The organism is Flavobacterium sp. LAR06, from assembly GCF_041946075.1.
GTDB lineage: Bacteria > Bacteroidota > Bacteroidia > Flavobacteriales > Flavobacteriaceae > Flavobacterium.
In genome coordinates this window covers 84,703-110,458 of record NZ_JAUTYT010000005.1, presented here as the reverse complement: position 1 = coordinate 110,458, position 25,756 = coordinate 84,703, and the positions used below count along the sequence as shown (strand labels likewise).

Genomic DNA, 25,756 nt, shown 5'->3' with positions numbered 1-25,756 from the left:
TAAACGAATTAATATATTATGACGATGCATTATAATTGTGCCCCAAGGTTGAAACCTCGGGCTATGTCTAAAATAGATTGTCGCAATAAAATTCAAGTATAGCCCGAGATTTCAACCCTGGGACACCTGGGAGACGTACTCTAAACGCACCATAAACACATCTCAATAATTTAGTAACGCATTAAATTACACTCCAATAGTTAAAACCATTGGCTATGTTTAAAACAGATTGCCACAATAATTGAGCAAAACGCAATAAAATCTGATAATTATGAAATCGTCAGACAGAATGTTATAAAAAATTTCCTCCTTTTCGATTTTATATTTGTTGTATTAGCCAGTATCACACTTACTTAAATTATTTTAAGCTGTATATCTATATAGTTTGGGGTATTCACTCATTTTCTAACGCATCAATTCTAACTTATGTCACTTTCCAAATACAATAAAAAAAGAGATTTTAAGCAAACACAGGAACCCAAAGGTAAAGTTGAAAAATCTGCCAATAAATTGATTTTTGTTGTGCAAAAACATGCCGCATCACATTTGCATTATGATTTTAGACTGGAAATGGATGGTGTTCTTAAAAGTTGGGCAGTTCCAAAAGGGCCTTCAATGGATCCTGATGTAAAGCGACTTGCAATGATGGTTGAAGATCATCCGTACAGTTATAAAGATTTTGAAGGAACTATTCCGGCTGGGAATTATGGTGCTGGAAATGTTATTGTTTGGGATAACGGAACCTATACTCCTTCTGAGAAAACAGCATCACCCGAACGAACCTTGTTGGCAAATTTAAAAAAGGGGCGTCTGAGTTTTGTCCTTACAGGTAAAAAACTCAAAGGTGAATTCTCTTTAGTTAAATTAAATGGAAAACAGGAAAATGCCTGGTTACTGATCAAAAAAAATGACAAATATGTTAATGATACGGACATATTAGAAAAAGATAAATCGGTTATTTCGAGAAGGACTTTAGCTGATTTGGGTGAAAAAACAAAGGAAACAGATTCTGAAAAAGAAAATCAAACCCAACAAACCATTAAAAAGACGGACAAACCTGCCGAATTCATTAAACCGATGTTGGCCACAATCACCGATAAGGCATTTGATGATGAAGACTGGATTTTCGAGAATAAATATGATGGTTACAGAACTATTGCGGTCATAAACCCAAACGAAGATGTTGAATTATACAGCAGAAACGAAATTTCGTTCAATACCAATTTTAAACCTATTGCCGAAGAATTAAAAAAAATTGATCACGCGGTTGTATTAGATGGTGAGGTTGTAGTGGAAGATGAACAAGGCAAAGCCAGTTTTCAATTGCTTCAGAATTACCTTAAAACAGGTTTCGGGAATTTAAAGTATTATGTCTTCGATTTAGTGAATCTAGACGGAAACCTGATTACTAAACTATCCACTCTGGATCGAAAAGAACTTTTGAAAATTTTATTCAATAAATACAAATTCAGTAATATTTTCTATGCCGATCATTCTATTGGAGACGGGATAAAACAGTTTGAACTTGCTACCAAAAACAAAGAAGAAGGGATTGTGGCTAAAAAAGCTGACAGTGTTTATTTATCAGACAAACGCTCGCATGACTGGCTAAAAATTAAAACCGCCAATCAGGAAGAAGTAATTATCATTGGGATTACTGAACCTAAAAATTCAAGAAAGCATTTTGGCGCTATTCTAATGGCACAGTATTACGGAAAAAGACTTCAGTATATTGGAAAATGCGGTACCGGTTTTACAGAACAGATATTAGAAGAACTGTATACTAAATTACAGCCGTATTTTATTGCTGATTCTCCTTTAAACGAAAAAACAGGTCTTCGGGATACCATTCAGTGGGTAAAACCCAAATTAGTCTGTCAAATAAAATTTTCTGAATGGACAGATGATAAACGCCTTAGACATCCGGTTTATCTTGGTTTGAGAATAGACAAAAAACCCAAAGAAGTTTTTCTGCCAACAGCTATTAAAAATACAACGGAATTAAAAAAAGAAGAAAAAATGAATGATTCTACTCAAAAAAACAAAACGGAAAATGATTATGATTTGAAAGTGGGAAAAACAGTTCTTCATTTGACCAATCAGAACAAAATTTATTTTCCGGATGACAAAATTACCAAGGGAGAAATCGTTCAGTATTATAACGAAGTGGCTGATCTTATCCTTCCCTATTTAAAAAATCGTCCGCAATCGATGAATCGTTTTCCAAACGGAATAGCCGGCACCAGTTTTTATCAAAAAGAAGTAGATGTTGAGAAAAGTCCGTCATGGCTGAAAACAAAAAAAATATTCTCAGAATCGAATGATGCTGATGTGAACTATTTGATTTGCAACAATAAAGAAACTTTGCTTTATATGGCAAATTTGGGTTGTATCGAAATCAATCCCTGGAATTCCACCATTCAGCATATTGAGAATCCCGATTGGCTGGTAATTGATATAGATCCTGACGGGCAAGATTTTACAGAAGTAGTAAAAACGGCTTTAACCGTCAAAGAAGTCATGGATGAACTCGAAACCCAATGTTTATGCAAAACTTCGGGTGCTACCGGACTTCATGTATATATTCCGCTGGGAGCGCAGTATGACTACGATTCTACTAAAATATTAGCTGAATTAATAGCCAAAGAAGTGCAATCGCGCTTACCGGAAACCACAACTTTGGAACGAAGCATCAAAAAAAGAGACCGTAAAATTTATATCGACTTTTTACAAAACCGACATGGACAAACGCTGGCTGCTCCTTATTCTGTTCGCCCTAAACCGGGCGCGACAGTTTCTACGCCCTTAGAATGGAGCGAAGTAAATGATGATTTGCATCCATCACAATTTACTATAAAAAACGTTTTGAGCCGTTTTGAGAAAAAAGGCGATTTATGGAAACCTGTTTTAGAAAAAGGAGCCAACGTTAAAAAAATTATCAAAAAAATTGAAGATCGAGACAGGGGTTAAGATGATTTTTTCTTTTTAGTTTCTAAACTGGCTTTCAGCATTTCCATAAGATCGTCGGTTTGTTTGTGAACCACTTTAAGTTCCGTTGGTTTTTTAGGCTCTTTTCCTTTGGCTTTCTTTTTAATGATGTCCAAAAGTTTAGCGGTGTATTCATCTTTAAAACTGCTGATATCAAATTTCTCGGTTAGCTGATCAATTAATTTTTCGGCCATATCCATTTCTTTTGTGCTGGTTTTAGCAACTGGCGGAAGTTTTAATTCGGATGGATCCCTAACTTCCTGTTCAAAACGGATTCGGTTTAAAACAATTACATCTTTATAGGGTTTTAAAATCGCAAGGCTTTCTTTATTTCGCAAAACAAAACTCGTTACTCCCACTTTTCCGGAAGCTGCCAGCGCGTCACGAAGTAAGGCATAGGCTTTCATGGCTCCTTTGTCTGGTTCCAAAAAATATGGCTGTTCGTAATAAATGCTATCAATCTCCTTTTCTGCTACAAAACTCTGAATATCGATCGTTTTGGTTTTTACTGCATCGGCAGCCTGAAAATCTTCATCTTCAAGAATTACATATTTGTCTTCGATTTTATAGCCTTTGATGATGTTTCCGTACGCTACTTCTTTACCCGTGTTTTCATTAAATCTTTTAAATATGATATTTGAAAGATCTTTTGCATCGAGCATATCCAAATCAAGACTACTCTCCTGCACTGCCGAAAACAACTTAATCGGAATATTAATTAAACCAAAACTGATTGAACCTGTCCATATTGATCTCATGATTTCTTTGTTTTTAAATTGACTTAAATTTAAAGCAGAGTTGTGAATTTCTATTATATGATATTGGAAATCTTTTATAAAATAACGATTTGAAATAGTTTTGTATGTTGATTGTTGAATAGTTTTATAATTTGGAAAAAGAAAATGATATATTTGAAATAGATAAGGTGTGATTAGAATCTGACATATCTATCTTGATTTGGGTAGCTTTGTAATGATTTTTTCATACATATGTACAAGTTGGCAGACAGTCACAAATAACCGGCAAAAAAATACTATGAAAAAAATATTATTATTTTCACTACTAATTTTTGCATTCTCTTGTAAAGTGGAAAAAGAGAAGACTGATGATGGTCAAGATTTAGATGACACTTACATCCAAGAAATTGGAAATTTATATTATCCTGAAAAAATAGATGCAAGACCTATGAAAGTAGGACCGCGTAATGAAGAAAAAGATTACATAATTGACATTACTAATAGTGACTCTTTAAAAGACAACTCAACAAACCTTATAATAAATTCTAAAAACATTGCTTATTTATATAAAAAGCATCTCATAAAAAATCAGAGAATTCCAAAGAACATAATTGTAAATGTCAAAAGGACAAATGGAAATAACGAAAGTTTTGAATTCGACGAAAAAGAACTAACAAAATTGGAAACTACAAAAGGGAAATCTGAACATAACCGATCTGCCAGCAGCTAAAACGGATTTAGGCAATAGAATTACTGGAAAGTTGGTTTTGTATTTGGAATGATTTGTTTCGCCTGTTCGCTATCTCGAGTGGCAAATCTGAGAATAGGGCTTAATTTAGTACCAAACCTGCTGTAGTGCCAGAACGTTAGTGGTAATTGTAAACACGATTTTGCTTATGAAGAACATTTTTAAATTCTTAGTTTTAATTATTTTTACTCAGACAAGTTTTGCTCAAAGCTTTGATAAAAATCTAGTTTCAAAAAAAACAGAATTGAATCTTTCTTTTGAATCAAAAATGCGAGGAATAAAAAGTAAGAATGTTGTCTATTACATTGAAAAAGACATCCAAACTTTGTCGGCTTACGAAAATGGAAAATTAAAATGGTAAACAAATATAATTTCAGTTTGTGGAAAACCGAGCGTTGGAAAACCTGAAATAAGAGTTATAAAACTTAAAGCAGATAAATTGTTAATTGTTTTTGGAAAACATAGTTTTGCTGAAGTTGATATTAAAAACGGTAAAACTGAATATTTAGGTGAAGATTAAAAACAACTACCGCTAACAGCCACTCACCGGATTTTGGGCAATTGACTTAATGGAAAGTTGGTCTTGTATTTGTAATGATTTCGCAAATCCGAAGAATGTGGCTTAATTTAGTCCCAAACCCGCTGTAGTGGCAGAACGTTAGCTGTCAGTTTACGGCTGAACGTAAAAAACAGAAACTAAAATCTAAAAATGAAAAGAATAGCAAATTTTATATTTTTCTTAATTTGTTTTTGTGCTAACGCACAAGATTTTAATCCGAAAATAGTAACACTACCCGAAAATCCAAATGTAGAAGATTTTTCTTTTTTGAAAGAGGAATTAAAAGATATTCAAATTATTATGATTGGAGAAAAATCTCATTATGATGGAAATGTATTTGAGATGAAAACCAAAATAGTAAAATATCTTCATCGGGAAATGGGATTTAATACCATTGCATTTGAATCTGGTGTTTACGATGTTTGGAAAGCACAAGAGGATATAAATAATGGGAAAAACACAAAAGAAGCATTTGAAAAATCATTATTCCAAATTTGGAGTAAAACAAAAGAATTTCAAAGTTTTATTGATTTTTATGACGCAAATAAAAACAACTTAAAACTGTTTGGTTTTGACAATCAAATTACGGGGAAATATGGCGAACAAAACTTAATCAAAGATTTATATAAATATTGTAATAGAAACCAGATTCAAATCACTTTAGATCAAGAAGATTTAGAATTACAAATGGAATCAATGTATTATGGTGTTTTTGATGAAAAAGATATTAATTATAGTGAATTTAAAAACTCACTTTCTAAAATACTGGAAGCTGTTTCTAAAAAGCAAAAAAATGAAGAACAGTTTTATTGGATTCAAATCATTAAAAACTTGATGTCATTGGGGGAAAGTAGTTATAAAAAAGTATCCATTTCAAGTACATTCAACACAACAGCCGAAGACAATATTCGTGATAAACAAATGGCTAGTAACCTTCTAGCTTATATTAAAAACCATCCTAATGAAAAAATAATTTGTTGGGGCGCAAATCAACATTTTGCGAACGATATGTCTTCAATAAATGAATCAATTATTAAAGATTTTATTCCCATGGGTTCTTACATAAAAAAAGCACTTAAAGAAAAAGTGTATAGTCTGGCGGCAGTAACGGCCTATGATTCTATTTATTTACAAGGCAAATGGGAAAAAGCAATTGTTACTGAAAATTCATTTGAATATTATCTAAAAAACAAAAAAAAACCTTACTTGTTTATTTCTTCTAATCAGGATGAAATGAAACAAAAGCAATCATCGAGATTCTTCAGTCCCATCACTTTCATTGACTTGCAACCAGATTTAGTTCACGATGGTTACCTGTTTTTTAACAATACAAGTCAATCCACTTTTATAGAAAATGGAAATATTTTAAATTCCAAAACAGATGAAAGCGAAACAAATGAAACAAATAGATTTGACATTAATAATTTTAAAACAACAACAAAAACAGGAGATAAAAAACCTATCATTCTTGAAGAGGTTAAAATTGTAAACCATAAAAAAGAAAGCCTAAAAATTATAAAAAAAGTTATTGATAATATTAAAACGAATTATCCAACTTTCGCTTTTAACTCAAAAATGTTTTCGAATATAGTCGTTACTGTTCAAGACAATATGCAATTAAATTTAGATTTAATTTTCAAACAATATGATTTTGGATACAACCAAAACAGTAATAGAAACACAAAATTATTAGAAGAAATCAGGTGGAATACAAAAAATGGTTATGAACCGACCAATATTAGAAATTTCAGAAATTTAACCTATAATAATCCCATAATGTACTCTCGCTTTTTAGAAAGTCGAAAATTTAAAAAGTTCGGATTCTCACAAATTGAAAATGAAATTTACAATGAAAAAGAAGTTTATGTAATTGATTTCAATACAGATAGAGACCATTACAATTATACTGGAAGATCGCTACTTACCAATTATTCGGGCACAATATACATCAACAAAGAAGATTTTGCTATAGTTAAGATTATTGAAAATTGGGAGACAAAAGAAAATCAAAAAGAAATAAATCAAGACTTTGAGTTGTATGGTTGGGATAAAAAATACATCAATAAGGAACTATTAAAAGAATCCATAACAAGTTATTACAACAAAGTAAATGATTTATATTATCTCACAAAAACTGAAATAATTCAATCTGGAAAAATATTAGATAATGAAAATAATTCAAAACCTTTTGAAATAGAATTAAATTCACTTTGGAGCGATTTCAATAATTTGAATCCAACTTCAATCCAATTCAAAGACGAACAAAATACATTTCAATCGAAAAATTACAATAACGAATTTTGGGAAACATATTCGTTAGCAAAATAAAACCTAACGCTTAACAGCTGCTACAACGGATTTGGGTAATTTACTTAATGGAAAGTTAGTTTTGTATTGGGGAAGATTTGGCAAATCTGAAAATAGGCTTTAATTTAGTCCCAAACCGATGTATTACCAGAACGTTAATAGCCATTGCCACAAAAAATCACAATTGAAATGAGGCTTATTTTGAAATTTATATTCTTATTTATAACGATTTATCTACTCGTTCCCTATTCTATTGGACTTTTTGGGAAAATTCAAAAACCAGAACTCAAAAATCTTCCAATAGGTGATTATATATGGATTGGAATCATTTTAGTGCTTATGGTTGCGCTGAATATTAAATGGTTTTATCTCGACAGAAGAAAACGCAATATGTTATGAATATAGAAAAATTTAAGCCAACTTTCGTTTCTGTTCTTTCCATTATTGGAATAGTAGCGGGAATTCCATTCGGATTTTATTGTTTGACTTTAACAGGCGGAGCTAGTCTTGGTGGTGTTTTAGTATTTGGAATTGTAATCGGTTTAGCCGTATTGTTAGCAATCGACAGAGTGCTCGCATCATTTTTAAATCCAAAAAGATTATCAATAATAGAGTTTGGAATATTTGTAATATGCTTGTTGATATATTTTGCTACAGAAGATTAAGCAAAGTCTACTAACAGCTACAACAGATTTAGGCAATTGGCTTAAAGAAAAAATGGTTTGTATTTGAGATGATTTAGCAAATCCGAAAACAGGGCTTAATTTAGTCCCAAACCCGCTCTAGTATCGGAACGTTATGCGGGAGTTGCACCAAAATTACGCAGATAAAAAACAATTAGAAAATAAACATTTTTCAGCAAGAAGTAGACAAAGTAGCATCGTGAGAGTTGGAACTTGCCAGTAGAAAGTTGAAATATGAAAAGTAAAAACGTAAAATCTTTATTTTGACAAAACAATGCATTTAGATTAGGTAGAAAATAACTTTATCGTGTAAATATGAAACGAATATTAGTATTTGGATTTTTAAATAGTATAGTACAAACCGTATTTTATTCCTTCCTCCTTGCATTAGTTTATCTAACGATAACGCCAAATCAAAAACTAGTTTTAGGAACTATATTTCCTTTTATTATACTTGCTTTTTTCATCATTGTATTAATTCAAAACGTGTTAACTTTAATATTGAATAGAAAAACATTTACTTGGATATTTTTTAGTTTGTCGCTACTATTATTTTCGTCACCTATTTTTAATCCATTTAGAGTATGGCTGTCGCTGTTGTTTTGTTTACTAATCGTTTTGATTTTATTAATTCCAGAGTTTATTAAAAAAATCAAAACAATTGAAATCGAAAATGGAAAATTGTGAAGCAAAAAGCAGAAGCGTGAACGTTGGATTTTGACAACAGAAACGTGAAAAGTTTGCGGTTTAATTGTAATTTTAACAAAACACCCTGCGTAACAGCCTTTTGGCGAGATTGGGGTTTTAGCCTTAAAGGAAAGTTAGTTTTGTGCTTGAATGATTTTTCAAATCCGAATAATGGGCTTAGTTTAGTCACAAACCCGCTGTAGTACCAAAACGTTAGCTGGCATCTAAAACAAACCGAACAAAAACAATAAACTTAAAAATGGAATCACTTTCTTTCCCATCCTTAAAAACGAAAAGACTTATATTTAAACAAATAACACCAACCGACATTCAAAATATTTATAAAGGGCTTTCAAATCCTAAAGTAATTAAATATTATGGAGTTAGTTTCGACTCTTTAGAAGCTACTAAAGAGCAAATGATTTGGTATAGAAATTTGGAACAAAATGAGACGGGAATTTGGTGGACTATTAGTTCTCTTGACAATAATATTTTTTATGGAGCAGGAGGATTTAATAACTTGAACAAAGAACATAAAAAATCCGAAATTGGATTTTGGCTATTATCCGAATTTTGGGGACAAGGTTTTATGCAAGAAGCGTTTCCTTTAATTTGTGATTACGGATTTAACAAACTCGACTTAAATAGAATTGAAGGATTTGTTGATAGTGGAAATATAAACTGTAAAAAAGCTCTTGAAAAAATGAACTTTAAACTCGAAGGAACAATGCGAGAGTGTGAAATTAAAAATGGTGAATATCTAAATGTAGATATTTACTCGAAACTAAAAAATGATTAAAAAGCCTGAACAGCTAACAGCAGTTCATTGTATTTTTTATAGCGCCAATCTCAAGCTTATACCCTTTCCCGCGTACAACAACAATTTTTATGTTTGGATCAAATTCCAGTTTTTTTCTAAGTTTTGATATGAACATATCCAGACTGCGTCCTACAATAACACCTTCATCTTCCCATATCTCTTTTTGAATTCGGTTTTTCTCTATAATCTCGTTGGGAGACAATGCAAAAATGAGCAGTAAACGGGTTTCCGTTCCGGTTAGGTCTATTGTCTTTTCATTTACAATAAGTTTCTTGTTTATCGTATCAAACAGCCCGGAGCCAATAGTGATTATATCGTTATGTCCATTTTTAGATAAAGATTTTTTCGACTTAAAAGGTTTCAAAAGAATAAATCCTAAAAATCCTAAAAAGGACAGACCTCCCAGAAGATATCCATTCTTAACTATATGTATGCCTGTTGGTTTAAACTTAATACTAATGGTATAACAAGCTTTGGGCTGCTTTCTTCCTGAGCAGGCTACAATATTATCTTTCTTGTTTTTGGATATAGCATATCCATAGGCTACACTTGAATCACTACAGTTCAAAACGTTAACAATATAATTACCCGCAAACGGGGCTTCGTCTAAAAAGCGACTGGTCGTATTCATTAAGCTGTCCGGTTGAAAAGTAAAATCACTCTCAAAACGAATCAGATATTCATTTTCCGCAATTTTTTCCACAGGCAGCACTCTTGATATACTATCGCCCGACTGCAAGAGTATTTCATGTCCAATTCTACGGAGTAAAACCTCTCTTCTGGCAAAGTTAAAGTCATCACTATCCTCAGTGCTAAAAGCAGCACAGATTACACAGATCATGGAGAGAAACAGTAATCCGAACATGTATTTGCGTTTTCCTGAAAGGAGATTTCTGCTATTGAACATAGTTTCAAGTTTTATTTGCAAAGTTTACATTTTTCTGTTATTAAACATAGTGTCAAGTTTTTATTTACAAAGTTTACATTTTTATTTACAATTATAAGCCCACAATCCGCAAAATAGTAAAGTAATTTTACTTCATAAACTTAAAAATGAGATAAAACTTTATTACTAATTTAAAACAACAAAAAGATGAAAAAAATCCTTTATGTGCTAATCTTATCACTGGTTGTGGTAAGCGGTGCGGTATTTGCTAATCGTATAACTAAAAATGAAACGCCTAAAAAGTCAATGCCAAAGCCTCTCTCTGCTGCTGAAAGGAAAGCTGCATTAAAAAAATGGGAAGCAACACCTGATGGTGTCCTATACAAAAAATGGCAAGTATCTCCGGCCGGTCAAAAAGTGCATTCCAGCGTTACTAAAATAAGCAAGTCCGTTATAGAGTACACCAATATGGAAGCAGTTGTGACCTCTCTTTCTCTTCCGCCAGACTCAAGATTAGGTTTCGGTATGATGGTCAATATTAATGGTGACGATTATATTCTTGTTTTTGGACCAGAAAGAGTTGGCACTAATATCTTGAGTTTTAAATATGAATTTGAGCAATTACATCAGCTGAAAGTAAACGACAAAATAATTATAAGAAGCCATCACATATCACAAGCGCCAAAATATTCCTATCCCATAATAGCGGGCGACTATGTAGAAAAAGATGGCAAAATACTTTATAAACGTGAAGTCAACAAAGACGGTTGTTAATTAAATAAATTATGAAACACAGCTTAATTTAAAGTTTGTTTTGTTCGGCTGTGCTAAGTTTCTTCACACCTAAAAATAGCAAAAGCCTTCTTTTCTAAACACATAAGAAGGCTTTATTATATTTGTTTTAAAAACTCTAGCGCCAACCAAGCTCAGGGGCAATATATTTTAGAATAGACGACAATATGTGAACATTATAATCTACACCTAAAGTGTTGGGAATGGTCAAAAGTAAGGTATCAGCTTCCTGAATAGCTTCATCTTGTGCCAGCTCTGCAATGAGTTTATCTGGCTCAGCGGCATAACTCTTTCCGAAAATTGCCCGTTTATCTCTTTCTATATTTCCAAAACTATCAGATCCTTTACCCTGATCTCCAAAGTAATACTTGTCCTGATCGTTGACTAGTGCAAAAATAGAACGACTAACTGAAACTCTTGCTTCGTGTTTATGTCCTGCTTTTTTCCAGGCTTCTTTATACAACCTGATCTGCTCCGCTTGTTGTATATGGAAAGGTTTACCATTTTCGTCATACTTTAGCGTAGAACTTTGCAGATGCATTCCATTTTCAGCTGCCCAAACTGCCGTAGCATTTGAAGCGGCTCCCCACCAAATTCGTTCCCTTAATCCTTCCGAATGCGGTTCAAGGCGCAATAATCCTGGCGGATTCGGAAACATGGGATACGGATTTGGTTCAGCAAATCCCTCACCATTAAGCTTATCCAAAAACTCTAAGGCCTTTTTACGTCCCATATCGGCATCAGTTTCACCCTCCATCGGTTCATAACCAAAAGCGCGCCAGCCATCAATGACCTGTTCCGGTGATCCTCTGCTTATTCCTAATTGTAAACGTCCCCCTGAAATCAAATCGGCAGCACTGGCATCTTCTACCATATACAACGGATTCTCATACCGCATATCAATTACACCTGTCCCAATCTCTATTTTACTCGTTTTAGCACCTATGGCTGAAAGTAACGGAAAAGGCGATGCTAACTGCGTTGCAAAATGATGAACCCGGAAATAAGCGCCATCTATACCAATTTCTTCTGCCGCAACAGCCAAATCAATAGACTGAAGCAGTGTGTCCCCTGGAGTACGAGTTTGATAGGAAGGATGATTGGCCCAGTGTCCAAACGATAAAAATCCTATTTTCTTCATCGGTAACATTATTAATAATTATTATTCCAAATATACACATCATTATCGAATGGATCTACAGCCTTTTCTATGTAAACCCAAGAGATTTTATATTTTGGTGATAGATATTTCGGAATCCAGATTACTCTATAAACTATTTAAACTTTATCCTGCTCGTTACTTCGTATATAATCATTACTTTCCAGTTTCCTCCAAAATCAAATCTGCTACCGTATCAGTTGCCCCATCAATTATTTCTTCAGGAGCACCCTTAAACAGAAGTCGTGTAGCAATTTCTTTATCAGGAAATATGATATGTATAAATATAGTACCAACAGGTTTTGTCTCGCTTTCACTTCCGCCCGGAGTTGTCAGTCCAGTCAGGGCAACACAGACATCTGATTTGACATGTAAGTGAAAGTTTTGTGCCATTAATTTAGTTACTATGGCTGATTCTGCTGTGTGCTTTTCAATAGTTCCCTGCGGAATATGAAGCAAATCTTCTTTCATAGAAGTGTGATAACACACCATTCCTCCAATTAAAATTTTTCCAGAATCAAAAACGGTAGAAAACTCATAATTAAGTTTTCCTGCAGAGGCACTTTCCACAAAAGCGATAGTCCATTTTTTTTCTATGAGAGCTTTGCAACAAGCAGTTACTTTTTGAGAAGCCATAGTATTTTATTTTTAAATGATGCAAATCATTAAGGACAAATATAATAGGGCCTGGTAATTTTGTACTTACATCATTCTGAACCTAAATTATATGATTTAAACTTTGTGGGCTCAATCACATGGAATTTCCGTACAAACTGATAATTATAGAAATTCAATTTGATTTTCTGTAACGCTTTCCAACCATTCTAAAGCTAAATTTGTAAAAATACAAGCCATTAAAAAGTAAAAACCTTGGAAGTTTTCTTCCGTTCGACAAAAAACAATTAAAATTTAAACATCATGGAAAAGTATAGTAATGAAAATTATGGTCAGACAGATCCAGATTTTATAGATCAGGAAACGCTTATTGATAACGATAATTATAAAAAAGAGGAAGATCCGTATGAACAGCATTATAACGGAGAATTTATAGGAGATGTTAATCACGAGACCAATGATTACAGCCGAAATGAAAATATTCCTAACGAAGAAAGGATCATTAATGAAGATGGTTTAATTACCAATGATGAAGAAAAGGATACAGAATACGTTCCGGATGATGTCGATGATCATAGTAAACCTGAGGATGACGAAGAAGAACACATAGATGATGATCTTGATGAAATGGATGACTTTGAAGCCGAACATTTTCCTGAAACACATCCCAGAGAATAAAAAAACGTCATTTTATGGATCTTTCAACCCAAATTATTTGGCTTTTTGTTTTAGCGGTTCCAATTGCCTGCATCAGTTGGACGGTGACGCATGAAGAAATTTTTAGGGAACCCAGAGAATGGTGTGTCAAACATTCTAAAAACGATCGGACATTACTGTCACGAAAAGCATTTTATCTTTTTACGTGTGAATATTGTTTTAGCCACTATGTCACAATTGCCTGTTTATTCTTTACGGATTATAAACTTTTGTTAAATGACTGGCGCGGGTATATTTTGGCAGGATTCTCGCTAGTTTTTGTTGCGAATGTCTATATGAGCCTTTTGGCTTTGCTAAGACAAGCTATCAAAAAGGAAAAAGTAGAAATTGAAAAAATCGAGATTGAAAAAATCGAGATTGAAACAGACAATGAAAAAATCTCAAAATAAAAGACAAAAAAGTTCAAACAAATAAATTATTTAATCATGGAAAATTTAAATTTCATAGACCCATTGTTACACGGTATTACACCAAATCCGGCCTCTAAACTTTCTGTTAGGAATTTAGTTTGCGCTGGTATAAGCACGCTTGTTGTTGGTGCTGTATTAAAAAAAGCTGGTCACAGTAAGACCGCAGCTGTTGTTGGAGGTCTTGCCTTACCATTGTTAGCCTCAGCATGCTATAAAAAGCTATCAAAAATATCTAAAGATAAAAAAGCAGAAACTGAAAGTAGTGGTATTGAGTATAATCACTAAGATTTAGTTTCAGGTTTTTATTGTTTAAAGTTGTGTTGGAACGGATACAAACTTTTAAAATTAGCCACGAAAATTCATAAATAGCTACAGTTCTGTAGAAAATTTATGAAGGCGTGGCTATTTTTTTTTTCAAATTTCAGGTTGTTACAACGGAATAGCAGACTAAAAAGTTAGCCACGAATTCACGAATTTTTCTACATCATAGTAAAAAATAATTCGTGAATTCGTGGCTAACTTTAAACTTGAAACCTGAAACAAAAAAACTAAGCTCAGGCCAAATTAATATTCCCTTCTACCCAGTTTAAGGCTTTATTGAAATCTATTTTTTTGAATCCGTGGAATTCTCCTGGAACGACATAACTAAATCCGTTGGTAAACGAAATAATATCTTCTGAATCTGAAATTATAGCCGCTCTGTTCCATTTTCCAAGATGCTTTAATCCAAGTAATGCATCTTCTAGCCAGGCGCCGGCAGTGAAATTTTCTAAATCTGTATCCAGAACCAATAAAAAATTGATTTCATTAGTCTGCTTTATTAGATGCTCAACAGCAGGAACGACTACACTCAGAAAATCTTCTTTAGTTACTTCTGCCAATGCTCTAAAAGCGACTATATTATCAGTTGTGTCTATTTGATGTATCATGATATTCTATTTTGAATTGTTATTAATTGGAATGCAGTTTATGCATTGATTCTGTTTTTCACAGTTGATGTGAAGCTCTATCAAAAATACCAATACTATAGGGTTTAACTATTATATCATTGCAATAGTATTTTATAAAATAACTATCTTTCACGAAGGTTCTAAGGGACTAAGATGCTAAGAGGTTATAAGTTTTTTTTGATCTTAGAACCTCAGCACCAATAAAAAACAAATGCAACTCGTAGGAGTTGCATTTGTTTTTTATTTAGAAATTTTTGATTTATCTATTTCGTCGATAAAAGGAATTGAATCCTGAATTTCTCCTCTTATTGTCACTTGCAAGTATTGTTCTAATTGAACAAATTTTGCAGCATTACGGCCACCAACGGCTTTTTTAACTTTACCAAATGTTTTAGATAATAGCTTATCTGATTCGGCATTCGTTTTTAAATTAGCTTCTGTTAATTCTGCAGCCTTTACATCATCAAGATTATCATAATTATCAGCATAATCTTTAATTAGCTGCATTTTCTTTTGTCCTAACGCTTTACGCTGCGTTTCATATTCATCATAGATGGTTTGAAATGCCGCTGCCTGTGGTTCTGACAAGTTCATATACTGTTTAACTAAATCTGCTTTAGATTTACCATAAATACTCTGAATTACAGCAACATCATCTGCCAGACTCGAACCAGATTGTGCATATCCGCCTGCAGTAAAAGCTAAGACAATTACTAAAAATATTTTTTTCATGATTTTATTTGTAAGATTGAAATTCGATTAAAGGACTGTTTTTTATTTACTGAAGTCGTAGCTTATGGCAGCTCCAAGTCCAAACTGAAATGTTGATGCATAATCAGTAACTCCCACAGGTCCCCAGTAGTAGTCCCAATAGTAATCATATCCAACAGCTGCTGACATAGATTGTAAATAAGCATGCAGATTGATTGATACTGGTGAATTGGTTTTTACTTTTACACCGGCTTTAATTTCCCAAGCAAAATAAGTTCCGCTTCCACTTTGAGGTGTTTCAAGAATAGCAATACCGGCACCAGCACCTAAAAAAGGCAAGGCCTTCGAAGCACTTGACCCAAAATAATAGGTATAATCTGCTAATATATAATTGATAGCACCTTTATCGTCTCCGGCATTAACCTGACTTCCAGCAGGAAAAGAACCATTACCACTTAAAGGAATTTTTGTGTACAAAGGCATATTGGTATCAAGTCGGTTATATTTTAACTCAATTGATTGGTTGTCGATAAAGAAATATTCCAATCCTGCACCATACTCAAAACCATCCTCGACCCGTGCGTATGAGGAATCAAAATCTACTTTGTCCGAAAAGGTATAACCTCCATATAAATTAAGTAAAAATGACCCTTCACTTTGAGCTGATATTGTCAGCGAAAAGAAAAAAACTGCGAATAATAAGTGATACTTTTTCATAATGTTTGATTTTTAGTTTGATTTATAATTGACTTAATTTTTGATTTATTTTTTTGTTTCTATTGTTACTTTATCCAATTTTCCAGTAAAATGTGATGATGTTCCATAATCCACAACAGGAGTTCCATCATCCGTACCTACGTCAGCAAGATCATCAACAGAGAAAATCCCAGGTTGTGTTTTGGTCAGTTTTCCTTCTGCAACTTTATTTCCATCAACTGTAATAGTTCCTGTTCCTCCTTTTCCTAAACCTCCACCATCATATTTAAAATCATAAACTATAGTGTGTTTTCCTGGCTTCAATACTTTATCTGATTGAACATTATAAGTTTCCAGTCCAAGATAATTGTAGACAAAGGCAGGTTTGCCTTCTTTTATATAAAATGAAAAACCTCCAAATTTTCCGCCCTGACAAACCAAAACTCCGTTTGCTATTTCCTGAACTTCAACTTCGCTTGTAATGGTATAAGAAGTGTTTCTTGTGCTTATAAAAACATCCGTTCCCATTCCTTTCATTCCTTCGCCGTAAGTGACTTTGGTTCTTTTTCCCATTACATCAGGACGTCCTACTAATTCTGCATCTAGTCTTTCCAGCAAACGATCATCCAGAGGCAATACATGATACTTTTCGGCTTCTTTCATAAATAAAGATTGAAGTTCTTTAAGTTTTTCTGGGTTTTTTGAGGCCAAATTATTGGTCAAAGAAAAATCTTCATTGGAATTATATAAATCCCAGGTATCTTCTTTTAAGGTAGTATCCGGTTTTTGTTTCCAGGCTGGTCTGTGAATCGTTCTGGCGTACCAACCATCATGATAGATGGCTCTGTTTCCAAACATTTCAAAGTACTGAGTTGTATGACGTTCTTTTGCTTTAGCATCATCGAAACTGTACAGCATACTGGTACCTTCGATAGGATCCTGCTTAATTCCGTTTACTGTTTTTGGCGCAGGGATTTTACAAGCTTCAAAAACAGTCGGTGCAATATCTATAACATGGGTAAACTGAGAACGTATTTCTCCCTTTGCCTTTATACCGTTTGGCCAACGAATTACAATTCCGTTTCTTGTTCCTCCAAAATCTGAGGCTACTTGTTTGGTGTAAGAAAAAGGAGAATCCATTGCTACTGCCCATCCAGCTGCATAATGTGGATAGGTATTTGGTCCGCCCCATTCATCATAATGCTTCAGCATTTCTTGTACTGTTTCGGGAATTCCATTGAAATAGGTATATTCATTAAATAAACCATTCATTGTTCCTTCTGCACTTGCTCCGTTATCCCCTACAATATAAATAAATACCGTATTGTCTAATACTCCCAAATCTTCGATTGCATTATAAAGTCTTCCAATTTCATGATCTGTATGTTCCCCAAATCCTGCATAAGTTTCCATTTGATGAGTAAATAGTTTCTTTTCGTCGGCAGACAGTCCTTCCCATTCTTTTATATCTTTCGGTCTTGGAGCCAACGTTGCATTTTGAGGCACAAGCCCTAATTTCTTTTGGCGTTCCAAAGTTTCTTCTCTGACCTTGTCCCAGCCTTGGTCAAATTTTCCTTTGTATTTATTAATGTATTCCTTTGGTGCGTGATGTGGCGCATGGGTTGCTCCAGTTGCAAAATAGATCATAAAAGGTTTATCTGGGGTCAAAGCCTGTTGAAAACGAACCCAGCTAATCGCCTGATTGGTCATATCATTTGTAAAATGATAATTAGGGTCTTTTGAAAGTTCTACCTGAGTTGTTCCATCGTACAATAAAGGTGCCCATTGATTGGTTTCTCCTCCTATAAAACCGTAAAATTTATCAAATCCAGAATGAGTTGGCCAGCGGTCTAATGAACCAGATACCGAAATTTCCCATGGTGGAGTTTCATGATATTTTCCAAAAGCAGCCGTACTGTAGCCATTTTGCCTTAAAACTTCTGCCATAGGTGTTATGCTTTGAGGTCTTATGCCATTATTTCCCGGAAAAGCTGTTGCTGTTTCCATGATAGAACCGGCATTATTGCTGTGATGATTATAACCTGTTAATAACGCTACACGTGTAGGAGAACAAAGTGACGTGGTATGGAAACGGTTATAACTAATTCCTTCGTTACTCAGTTTATCCAATACAGGCATATTTACTGGGCCTCCAAAGCGGCTCGAAGCTCCAAAACCCATATCGTCAATTAAAATTATTACTACATTTGGTGCTCCTTTTGGTGCTTTTACATCCCAGCGAGCTGGTGCTTTGGCATCACGGGCATCAAGTTCTTTATAAGTTTGCCTTGCCGGTTCTTTAATAGGAAGTGAACTCCTATCAAAATCCTGACTAAAAGATTTTTGCGAAAAAATAAAAGTTCCCCAGAGGGTAACCAAAATTGAAAGTAGTTTAATTTTCATGTTCTTTTTTGTTTGTTTTTTGCAAATTAAATCTGGAGAAATAGGGATTTTTAAATTATTCTGAATTGCGATATTCTGAAACTAAATTCTCATAAGTATTCTTGATGATTAGACAAAAAATAAAATCAAGTTTCTTTATGTTTATTCAATAATTATTTCATTCAATTCTTTCGACAGAAATCACTTCAAAGCTAAATAGATTTAAAAATAAATATCTGAGGTATTGCTGTATAATGGTTTCATTTTATAATTTGAAACCATTATTTAAATAAAATTTAACGTAAAGATATTAAAATATCCCCTACACAAAACACCCTATTTAACTGATTTTCATATATTTGAATACATTTTAGCACTTACATTCCTATAAAAATTAAATTACAGTATCAACTTTAATCAAAAATCACATGGCAGAAGTTTACAAAGTAGTTACAACGCTTTATGCACACATGTATAAAAGCATAGGAACCGACGGAAAACCAAAATCAAAAAATAATACCATTCTGATGGGATCATTTGTCAAAGTTTTACCGGAAGAAAATGGCAACTGGCAAAAAATTTATGCCTTTAGCAAAGAAGGCTGGATTGACAAAAACTGCATCGGTTTATCTCCATCACTTAAATGTTTTTATGTGGATGTTGGTCAGGGTGATGGTGCTTTGATTGAAGTAGGGAATGATGAAAACGGAATAAAAATGATCATTGATGGAGGGCCAAATGATAATTTAAGTAACTATTTGAGTAAATGGCAATACAAGTATTATTTTGATAAAAACAAGAAAGTCCATCTGGATTATCTCTTCATCAGTCATTTTGACAAAGATCATTATCAGGGCTTAATAGATATTATTAACGATGATCATTATACTATCGGAACCATTTATCATAACGGAATTGCGAAATTCAATGATGCAAAAGTGAATTTCCCAAAACTGGAATATAATACCGAATTAGGAAAGAAATCCAAACACGCAAATGAATATTTTCTCGAAACTTCCTTTACTACTTTGGCTGAATTCAATGCTTTAAAACTAAAAGGCGGTATGCTTGATTTACAGGAAAAATTTCTGGCCGCAGTCAACAATGCTACTTCTCAGGGACGATTAACCAATTTTGAGCGTTTGGATCATATGAGTGTTATTACGCCGAAATTAATCAACAATAAAAATTTTAAGATTGAAGTTTTGGGACCGGTGACTTCTCAAATCAACAATAAATTAGCCTATAAATATTTTGATGATGAAGCGCATACGATAAACGGACACAGCATTGTATTGAAAATTACTTACGGAAACCGTTCTTTTTTATATGGAGGAGATTTGAATATTCCTGCTGAAGAACATTTATTGGAACATTATAACCCTGTAAATCCTTTTGAGGTTGATGTTGCCAAATCATGTCATCATGGAGCATCTGAATTTACAACTGATTTCATGGAAAAGGTAAATCCGTATGCAACAGTAATTTCATCAGGAGATAATGAAACCTATTCGCACCCGAGAGCCGATGCTATTGGATGTGCCGGAAAATATACCAAATCAAAAAGACCGCTGGTTTTTTCGACTGAATTGGCCCGTTCTACCGACAGTACCAACAGAATCAAATACGGCATGATTAATTTAAGATGTGACGGAGAAAACATTATTATGGCCCAAATGAAAGAAGCTGTCAGCAGTGGCAGTGTTTGGGATTTATATGAAGAAATTCATTTTAATCCAACTGTTTAATATTTCTGATTTGTGTCAAAAAACAAAAGCCTGTCTCTTTCGAAACAGGCTTTTTGTAAAAAAAAAATAAATAAAAATAAACTAACACAAACTTAATTGTATCCTTGATTTTGTTTGAACTCCTTAGTCACATCAATAGTTGACTGTGGAATTGGGAATACTCTTCTAAAAGGCTGCGAAGCCGCTTTTGCGGTTCCCGGCAAATCAAACTTTCCAAAACGGATCATTTGTGGTCTTCTGTATAATTCCCAGTATAATTCGAAACCAATTTCCTTGTACAATTGCTCGGCATCTAAAGAGGTTAAGGCTTTTCCCGGAGCACTTGCATATAAAGATTCTCTTTTTCTGCTGGTACGCAGTTTATTCAAATCTTCCATAGCTAATCCTGTACTTCCTTTTCTGAAATAAGCCTCTGCTCTCATCGTGTAGATTCCACCTAAACGAAACAATGAAATATCCACATTACTGTTTCCGTTTCCTCCTTCCGGATCAAATTCATATTTAAAAACACGCGCTCCCTGATTGATTTCATTTTGGGAAAAAACAGCCTGAGCTGGATTTTTAAACGTTAGTGATGGTGTAAAATCCATTCTTGTAGTCGTACTTTTTTCCATGTACAAAGGAGAAACCTTAATACGATTGCCAATCATCTCTAAAGATCCTGAAGGCAATAATATTGGCCCGTATTGAAGTCCGGCCTGAATTCCTCTATTGAAATGGAACCATGGTAAATTAGCACTTTTAGGTACAATATCTGTTGCAGGAACGCTCACATCGGTACCATCATTCATAAACCATGTACCATCTGCATATTGATAATGTTGCTGAAATCTTGGATCTTCATGATTACCATCCCAGGTTGCATAAAATTCCGGAGTTGTACAAGCTGCATTTGTTCCTCTGTTTGCTGCTGATGTTCTCTGGTTACGCTCCATACACACATAAGCAAAACTGTTAGAACCGTTACGGATGTAATCGATCTTTTGAGAAATAGCAAAAATAAGTTCTTTACCATTTTCATTATCTCTTGCAAAGTTTTTAAAATAATCGCTCTCTAAACTGTATTTCCCGGAATTGATAAGTAATGAAGTGTAATAAATAACACGGTCCATATCTGTTCCTCCCCCGCTTACAGCAGCTTCGTTAAAATTAAAGCCTGAACTAGCATTGTAACGATCTTTAAAAACGGCACGGTTCAAATACATTGTACTTAAAAAAGCATAAGCTGCTTCTTTTGTAAAACGTCCGTGGTGCGTTTGCTGCTCACCCATTGGAGCCAAATCAGGAATCAAAGCTTCAACATCTGTGATCAATTTATCAATTTGAGTATCGGCTTTTAAAATTTGCAAAGGCGCTTTTGGGTTCATCGGATCTCTGTAAGGCGTTTGTCCGTACAAATCTAAAGTGGTGTACATATAATACGCCAAAAGAGCTTTAGCTTCAGCCAAAAACAAGGTTTTCTGTGGAATCGAGCTTTCTTCAATCGACTGAACTGCCGTTAGAGAACGCGTAATTCCGTTAGTTAATAAATTCCAATTATTTCCTACCACAGCATTATCAGATTTCCATGTAAATTCATGCATGTCTCTCCATTTTCCACCATCACCCCAGTCACTTCCGCGCGTTGGCAAAATAGCTTCATCTGTTGTGTATTCCTGTAAAGAAAAAACGGCTCCGTGATCTGTAAAAGTTCCGTCTCCCAATCGATCATAAGCTGCAGCAAGTGCACCTGCAGGATTAGATGCATTATCTCCTAAAACCTCATCAAGAACAACCTCATCAAGATCAGTACAGCTGGCAAACAACCAGATGAAAGAGAATAATGCTATTAGTTTTATATTAAAAATTTTATTTGTCTTCATAGTAATTATAATTTTAAAGTTGCTCCAAAACTGAATGTTCTGGAAGTTGGATAACTAGCATAATCAATACCGATAGATTGGTTTCCACCGTTTGATTTCGGACTGTTGATTAAAGGATCATAACCAGAATAGTTTGTAATCGTAATTAAGTTTTGTCCTGTAACATAAAGTGTCAATCCGTTGATCCAGTTCATTCCTTTTAAATCGAAATTGTATCCAACACGAGCTGTATTTAATCTGATAAAGTCTGATTTTTCTAAGAAAAGTGTAGATAAAATTGGTGAATTTGTAGCATTTGCACCCGACTCATAATAACCCGTAGCAACGTTTCTGTCAGATGCTAAGTTGTTTATGTTTAAGGCATTTAATCCTGTGTTATTCAATAAATATCCTCCGGTTTGACCAATGATTGAGAAAGAGAACGTAAAGTTTTTGTATCTCATATCACTATTAAATCCGTAGTAAAAAGTAGGTAAAGCTCCTTCAATAATTACCCTGTCGCTGTTATCAATTTTACCATCTCCATTTTGATCTTTAAAAACATTTGCTCCGTTTGCGTCAAAACCTGTATGCTCTAACAAATAGAAAGATCCTGCTGCGTAACCACTTTTGTAGATATTAGCATTCACTCCAGATTGTCCCGGTCCTGAAATAGTTCCACTCAAAATTTCTGAAACTGGCAAATCTTCAATTACATTTTTTAAAGTTGCTCCGTTCATATCGATATTCCAGGAGAAATCTTTATTATCAATTATTTTTGAACCTAACATAAATTCAAAACCTTTATTAATAATTTTTCCATCAATATTGGTCCAGATTGTAGTTGTTGGACTCAAGGCCTGAGAAGGAACATTCAAAATAGCATCGGTTGTGGTTTTGTTGAAATAATCTAAAGTTCCGTATAGTTTATCATTCCAAAAACTAAAATCTAAACCAGCATTGTATTGCGTAACCACTTCCCATTTTAAATCAGGATTTGGCGTTCTGTTTACAGAAACTCCGTTTACCAAATTCAGATCATCATATAAATAATATCCATCTGCACCTGCAAGAGAATAACTTGCCTGCGTAATTTTATTCTCTACTTCCTGATTTCCAGTTTGTCCCCAGCTTAATCTTAACTTCAAGTTGCTGACAGCTGAAGCATTTTCTAAGAATTTTTCTCTAGAGATATTCCAACCCAAAGCAGCTGAAGGAAAGTAGCCGTATTTGTTATTATCTCCAAAACGAGTTGAACCGTCTGCTCTCATCGAAGCTGTTAGAAGATATTTTTCATTGAAAGTATAATTTACCCTTCCAAAATAAGACTGCAACTCATTTTCCTGTGCATAACCTGAAACTCCGGATTGTGTCCCTGCAAAACCAGGATTAATAGATGGCGGCACACCAACTCCTTGAGCCGTGATTCCGTCGATACTGAAACCTGTCCCCGATCTTTCAAATTTTTGATAAGAGAATCCACCTAAAGCCTCAAATTTGTGTTTGTCTAACTGTAAATTGTAAGTCAAATAATGCTCGATCAAAGAGTTTTTTGAATCTAAATTATTCTGAACATATTTTCCTTTTGGATTCAAGTCTGTTAAGTTTGGAAAAATTGTCGTGCTTCTTTCCGCTGCAGAGCGATCAAAACCAATATTCAATTTATATTCCAATCCGTCCACAATTCGTAATGACGCTTCTAAATTGGCCAAAACTCTTAATGTACGTGTTTCGTCATCATAGATACTTAATAAATAAGCAGGATTATAATGCGCATTCATGTTGAAGTTGGTGTACTTTCCGTCAGCATCAAAAACAGATCTTGTTGGATTTGCCATTAAAGTATGCACTATCAATTGTCCGTTAGAACCTCCGTCATCACTTGTTGGTACTCCGTCATCTTTGGTTTCACTAGCAGTAAGATTCAATTTTACTTTTAAACGTTTGTTATCCAAAAAGGATTCAGCCGCGTTAATTCTTCCCGATATACGTTTGAAATTACTATTTCTGATGATACCTTCCTGATTCATTTGTGCAGCAGAAGCGTAATAATTTCCTGTTTCTGTTTGCTTAGAGAAAGCCAATGAATTATTTGTTGTAATTGCCGTTCTGTAAATTACATCCTGCCAGTCTGTATTTCCTCCGTGGTCAAAAGCCGGATCTTTAATCGCTTTTCTGTATTGATCAGCATTTAAAACATCTAATTTATTAGCAACAGTCGCAATTCCGGTATAAGAATCAAAAGTTAAAGTTCCTTCTCCTTTAGCTCCTTTTTTAGTGGTTACCAAAACAACTCCATTAGATCCTCTCGCTCCATAAATGGCTGAAGCCGAAGCATCTTTTAAAACCGTAATCGATTCGATATCACTATTATTCAAAAAGTTTAACGGATTTTTAGCCTGTGAGCTTCCAAAACCAACATTACTTGCACCAGGACTTACATCATCATTAGACAATGGCACTCCATCAACCACAAACAAAGGTGTACTTCCGCTTCTGATAGAACCCACTCCACGAATCGTAACATTTACGCCTGCTCCCGGCTCACCACTTGTACTTACAACGCGAACACCAGCCACTTTTCCTTGTAATAATTGATCCGGAGAAATAGTGGGACCTTGTTTAAAATTAGCCGCTTCTAATTGTGTAACAGCTCCCGTAACATCTTTTTTAGATTGCTTACCGTAACCTACAACTAAAACCTCTGCCAATTCAGCTGTATTGGGTTCCAATTGAATCGTCATAAAACCACTTTGAACAGCCATCGTTTTTGTTTTATAACCTAAATAAGAGATTTCGATTGTTTTTCCTTCTCCAACCGTGATTTCAAATTCACCGTCAAAGTTTGTTGTCGTTGCGTTAGATGAACTTGTTTCTTTGATTGTTGCACCAGGAATTGGTACTTTATTTTCATCAACAATTTTTCCTTTTACTTTGATTCTGTCAACCGCTTTACGTGTTGTAGTTTTTGGAGCTTCTGTTTTCTGAATTAAAACTAATTTTCCATTAATATTATAATTGAAATTGGCTTTTTTAGAAAGGTCATTCAAAATCAATGCAACAGATTCGTTGTTAAAATTTACTGTATATACTGTATTATCAGCAATAATAGCCTGCCCATAGCTAAATTTATAATCGGTTTGCTGGCTTAATTTTGAAAAAATAGAAACAAGTGTCGCTTTTTCTATTTTATTTTTTACATTTGATTTTTCAGGGAAATTAGTTGTACTGTAACCATTTTGAATGGCCAGTAACGCCATTACTAAAAAGACAATTCTCTTTAGATTTAAATAGGAAAGTTTAAAATACATGATTTAAGT

21 protein-coding genes are annotated in these 25,756 nt (G+C 34.0%); 11 read left to right on the top strand and 10 right to left on the bottom strand.

Translation table 11 applies throughout. From position 1 onward, the window contains the following. Positions 1-426 precede the first annotated feature (426 nt). A complete protein-coding gene (gene ligD, locus Q7C23_RS08935; protein ID WP_375032190.1) occupies positions 427-2,970 on the top strand; it encodes a DNA ligase D in 2,544 nt (847 codons plus the stop codon). Here ligD and Q7C23_RS08930 read toward each other — a convergent pair. Further along, on the bottom strand, positions 2,967-3,746 hold the full coding sequence (locus Q7C23_RS08930; protein WP_375032189.1) for a Ku protein: 780 nt from the start codon (positions 3,744-3,746) through the stop codon (positions 2,967-2,969). The genes ligD and Q7C23_RS08930 overlap by 4 nt on opposite strands. Positions 3,747-4,023: 277 nt before the next feature. On the opposite strand from Q7C23_RS08930, the gene Q7C23_RS08925 reads away from it, so the two are divergent. The 5 genes from Q7C23_RS08925 (at position 4,024) to Q7C23_RS08905 (ending at position 9,508) form a co-directional block, all read left to right on the top strand. Further along, the gene (locus tag Q7C23_RS08925) at positions 4,024-4,455 is read left to right on the top strand and encodes a hypothetical protein (protein WP_375032188.1); all 432 of its coding nucleotides are present in this window, start codon (positions 4,024-4,026) and stop codon (positions 4,453-4,455) included. Positions 4,456-4,621: 166 nt separating this feature from the next. Next, complete coding sequence (locus Q7C23_RS08920) at positions 4,622-4,834, top strand: hypothetical protein (protein WP_375032187.1); 213 nt, start codon at positions 4,622-4,624, stop codon at positions 4,832-4,834. 348 nt (positions 4,835-5,182) lie between these two features. Then, positions 5,183-7,360, top strand: a complete 2,178-nt coding sequence (locus tag Q7C23_RS08915) for an erythromycin esterase family protein (RefSeq protein ID WP_375032186.1) — start codon at positions 5,183-5,185, stop codon at positions 7,358-7,360. Positions 7,361-7,734: 374 nt separating this feature from the next. Next, entirely contained in the window at positions 7,735-8,004 is a 270-nt protein-coding gene (locus tag Q7C23_RS08910) for a hypothetical protein (protein WP_375032185.1), read from the top strand. Between the two features lie 964 nt (positions 8,005-8,968). Next, positions 8,969-9,508, top strand: a complete 540-nt coding sequence (locus Q7C23_RS08905; RefSeq protein ID WP_375032184.1) for a GNAT family N-acetyltransferase — start codon at positions 8,969-8,971, stop codon at positions 9,506-9,508. Between the two features lie 13 nt (positions 9,509-9,521). Here the strand turns inward: Q7C23_RS08905 and Q7C23_RS08900 are convergent, their stop codons facing one another. Continuing rightward, the gene (locus Q7C23_RS08900) at positions 9,522-10,436 is read right to left on the bottom strand and encodes a winged helix-turn-helix domain-containing protein (protein WP_375032183.1); all 915 of its coding nucleotides are present in this window, start codon (positions 10,434-10,436) and stop codon (positions 9,522-9,524) included. 186 nt (positions 10,437-10,622) lie between these two features. Between Q7C23_RS08900 and Q7C23_RS08895 the strand changes: the two genes are divergently transcribed. After that, positions 10,623-11,189 carry a hypothetical protein gene (locus Q7C23_RS08895; protein ID WP_375032182.1) on the top strand — a complete coding sequence of 189 codons (567 nt, stop codon included), beginning with the start codon at positions 10,623-10,625 and terminating at the stop codon, positions 11,187-11,189. Positions 11,190-11,325: 136 nt separating this feature from the next. Here the strand turns inward: Q7C23_RS08895 and Q7C23_RS08890 are convergent, their stop codons facing one another. Both Q7C23_RS08890 and Q7C23_RS08885 read right to left on the bottom strand, forming a co-directional pair. Continuing rightward, complete coding sequence (locus Q7C23_RS08890; RefSeq protein ID WP_375032181.1) at positions 11,326-12,348, bottom strand: LLM class flavin-dependent oxidoreductase; 1,023 nt, start codon at positions 12,346-12,348, stop codon at positions 11,326-11,328. A 174-nt stretch (positions 12,349-12,522) separates the two neighbouring features. Next, a complete protein-coding gene (locus Q7C23_RS08885; RefSeq protein ID WP_375032180.1) occupies positions 12,523-13,002 on the bottom strand; it encodes a CinA family protein in 480 nt (159 codons plus the stop codon). Between the two features lie 282 nt (positions 13,003-13,284). Here Q7C23_RS08885 and Q7C23_RS08880 point away from each other — a divergent pair, with 282 nt between their 5' ends. The 3 genes from Q7C23_RS08880 to Q7C23_RS08870 are packed head-to-tail and all read left to right on the top strand — an operon-like array spanning position 13,285 to position 14,393. Next, positions 13,285-13,659 carry a hypothetical protein gene (locus Q7C23_RS08880; RefSeq protein ID WP_375032179.1) on the top strand — a complete coding sequence of 125 codons (375 nt, stop codon included), beginning with the start codon at positions 13,285-13,287 and terminating at the stop codon, positions 13,657-13,659. Between the two features lie 14 nt (positions 13,660-13,673). Beyond that, the gene (locus tag Q7C23_RS08875; RefSeq protein WP_375032178.1) at positions 13,674-14,087 is read left to right on the top strand and encodes a hypothetical protein; all 414 of its coding nucleotides are present in this window, start codon (positions 13,674-13,676) and stop codon (positions 14,085-14,087) included. Positions 14,088-14,123: 36 nt separating this feature from the next. Continuing rightward, a complete protein-coding gene (locus Q7C23_RS08870) occupies positions 14,124-14,393 on the top strand; it encodes a PrgI family protein (RefSeq protein ID WP_375032177.1) in 270 nt (89 codons plus the stop codon). Between the two features lie 269 nt (positions 14,394-14,662). Here the strand turns inward: Q7C23_RS08870 and Q7C23_RS08865 are convergent, their stop codons facing one another. From Q7C23_RS08865 to Q7C23_RS08850, 4 genes are all read right to left on the bottom strand, one after another. Continuing rightward, positions 14,663-15,037 (bottom strand): STAS/SEC14 domain-containing protein, encoded by a 375-nt coding sequence (locus Q7C23_RS08865; protein ID WP_375032176.1) that lies wholly within the window; start codon positions 15,035-15,037, stop codon positions 14,663-14,665. A 261-nt stretch (positions 15,038-15,298) separates the two neighbouring features. Next, positions 15,299-15,790, bottom strand: a complete 492-nt coding sequence (locus Q7C23_RS08860; RefSeq protein ID WP_375032175.1) for a hypothetical protein — start codon at positions 15,788-15,790, stop codon at positions 15,299-15,301. 42 nt (positions 15,791-15,832) lie between these two features. Further along, on the bottom strand, positions 15,833-16,486 hold the full coding sequence (locus tag Q7C23_RS08855) for a hypothetical protein (RefSeq protein WP_375032174.1): 654 nt from the start codon (positions 16,484-16,486) through the stop codon (positions 15,833-15,835). A gap of 45 nt (positions 16,487-16,531) precedes the next feature. Next, on the bottom strand, positions 16,532-18,868 hold the full coding sequence (locus Q7C23_RS08850) for an arylsulfatase (protein WP_375032173.1): 2,337 nt from the start codon (positions 18,866-18,868) through the stop codon (positions 16,532-16,534). Between the two features lie 407 nt (positions 18,869-19,275). Between Q7C23_RS08850 and Q7C23_RS08845 the strand changes: the two genes are divergently transcribed. After that, the gene (locus Q7C23_RS08845; RefSeq protein WP_375032172.1) at positions 19,276-20,595 is read left to right on the top strand and encodes a hypothetical protein; all 1,320 of its coding nucleotides are present in this window, start codon (positions 19,276-19,278) and stop codon (positions 20,593-20,595) included. Positions 20,596-20,687: 92 nt separating this feature from the next. Here Q7C23_RS08845 and Q7C23_RS08840 read toward each other — a convergent pair whose 3' ends face one another. Together Q7C23_RS08840 and Q7C23_RS08835 are read right to left on the bottom strand one after the other, a co-directional pair. Next, on the bottom strand, positions 20,688-22,457 hold the full coding sequence (locus Q7C23_RS08840) for a RagB/SusD family nutrient uptake outer membrane protein (RefSeq protein WP_375032171.1): 1,770 nt from the start codon (positions 22,455-22,457) through the stop codon (positions 20,688-20,690). Positions 22,458-22,462: 5 nt separating this feature from the next. Further along, a complete protein-coding gene (locus Q7C23_RS08835) occupies positions 22,463-25,747 on the bottom strand; it encodes a SusC/RagA family TonB-linked outer membrane protein (protein ID WP_375032170.1) in 3,285 nt (1,094 codons plus the stop codon). Positions 25,748-25,756: the final 9 nt, after the last annotated feature.

Coding starts and splice junctions, on each gene's coding strand:
- Q7C23_RS08925 (WP_375032188.1), top strand. CDS start 4,024: ATGAAAAAAATATTATTATTTTCACTACTAATTTTTGCATTCTCTTGT.
- Q7C23_RS08930 (WP_375032189.1), bottom strand. CDS start 3,746: ATGAGATCAATATGGACAGGTTCAATCAGTTTTGGTTTAATTAATATT.
- Q7C23_RS08920 (WP_375032187.1), top strand. CDS start 4,622: ATGAAGAACATTTTTAAATTCTTAGTTTTAATTATTTTTACTCAGACA.
- Q7C23_RS08840 (WP_375032171.1), bottom strand. CDS start 22,457: ATGAAGACAAATAAAATTTTTAATATAAAACTAATAGCATTATTCTCT.
- Q7C23_RS08880 (WP_375032179.1), top strand. CDS start 13,285: ATGGAAAAGTATAGTAATGAAAATTATGGTCAGACAGATCCAGATTTT.
- Q7C23_RS08850 (WP_375032173.1), bottom strand. CDS start 18,868: ATGAAAATTAAACTACTTTCAATTTTGGTTACCCTCTGGGGAACTTTT.
- Q7C23_RS08875 (WP_375032178.1), top strand. CDS start 13,674: ATGGATCTTTCAACCCAAATTATTTGGCTTTTTGTTTTAGCGGTTCCA.
- Q7C23_RS08885 (WP_375032180.1), bottom strand. CDS start 13,002: ATGGCTTCTCAAAAAGTAACTGCTTGTTGCAAAGCTCTCATAGAAAAA.
- ligD (WP_375032190.1), top strand. CDS start 427: ATGTCACTTTCCAAATACAATAAAAAAAGAGATTTTAAGCAAACACAG.
- Q7C23_RS08905 (WP_375032184.1), top strand. CDS start 8,969: ATGGAATCACTTTCTTTCCCATCCTTAAAAACGAAAAGACTTATATTT.
- Q7C23_RS08895 (WP_375032182.1), top strand. CDS start 10,623: ATGAAAAAAATCCTTTATGTGCTAATCTTATCACTGGTTGTGGTAAGC.
- Q7C23_RS08910 (WP_375032185.1), top strand. CDS start 7,735: ATGAATATAGAAAAATTTAAGCCAACTTTCGTTTCTGTTCTTTCCATT.
- Q7C23_RS08870 (WP_375032177.1), top strand. CDS start 14,124: ATGGAAAATTTAAATTTCATAGACCCATTGTTACACGGTATTACACCA.
- Q7C23_RS08860 (WP_375032175.1), bottom strand. CDS start 15,790: ATGAAAAAAATATTTTTAGTAATTGTCTTAGCTTTTACTGCAGGCGGA.
- Q7C23_RS08835 (WP_375032170.1), bottom strand. CDS start 25,747: ATGTATTTTAAACTTTCCTATTTAAATCTAAAGAGAATTGTCTTTTTA.
- Q7C23_RS08900 (WP_375032183.1), bottom strand. CDS start 10,436: ATGTTCAATAGCAGAAATCTCCTTTCAGGAAAACGCAAATACATGTTC.
- Q7C23_RS08855 (WP_375032174.1), bottom strand. CDS start 16,486: ATGAAAAAGTATCACTTATTATTCGCAGTTTTTTTCTTTTCGCTGACA.
- Q7C23_RS08890 (WP_375032181.1), bottom strand. CDS start 12,348: ATGAAGAAAATAGGATTTTTATCGTTTGGACACTGGGCCAATCATCCT.
- Q7C23_RS08865 (WP_375032176.1), bottom strand. CDS start 15,037: ATGATACATCAAATAGACACAACTGATAATATAGTCGCTTTTAGAGCA.
- Q7C23_RS08915 (WP_375032186.1), top strand. CDS start 5,183: ATGAAAAGAATAGCAAATTTTATATTTTTCTTAATTTGTTTTTGTGCT.
- Q7C23_RS08845 (WP_375032172.1), top strand. CDS start 19,276: ATGGCAGAAGTTTACAAAGTAGTTACAACGCTTTATGCACACATGTAT.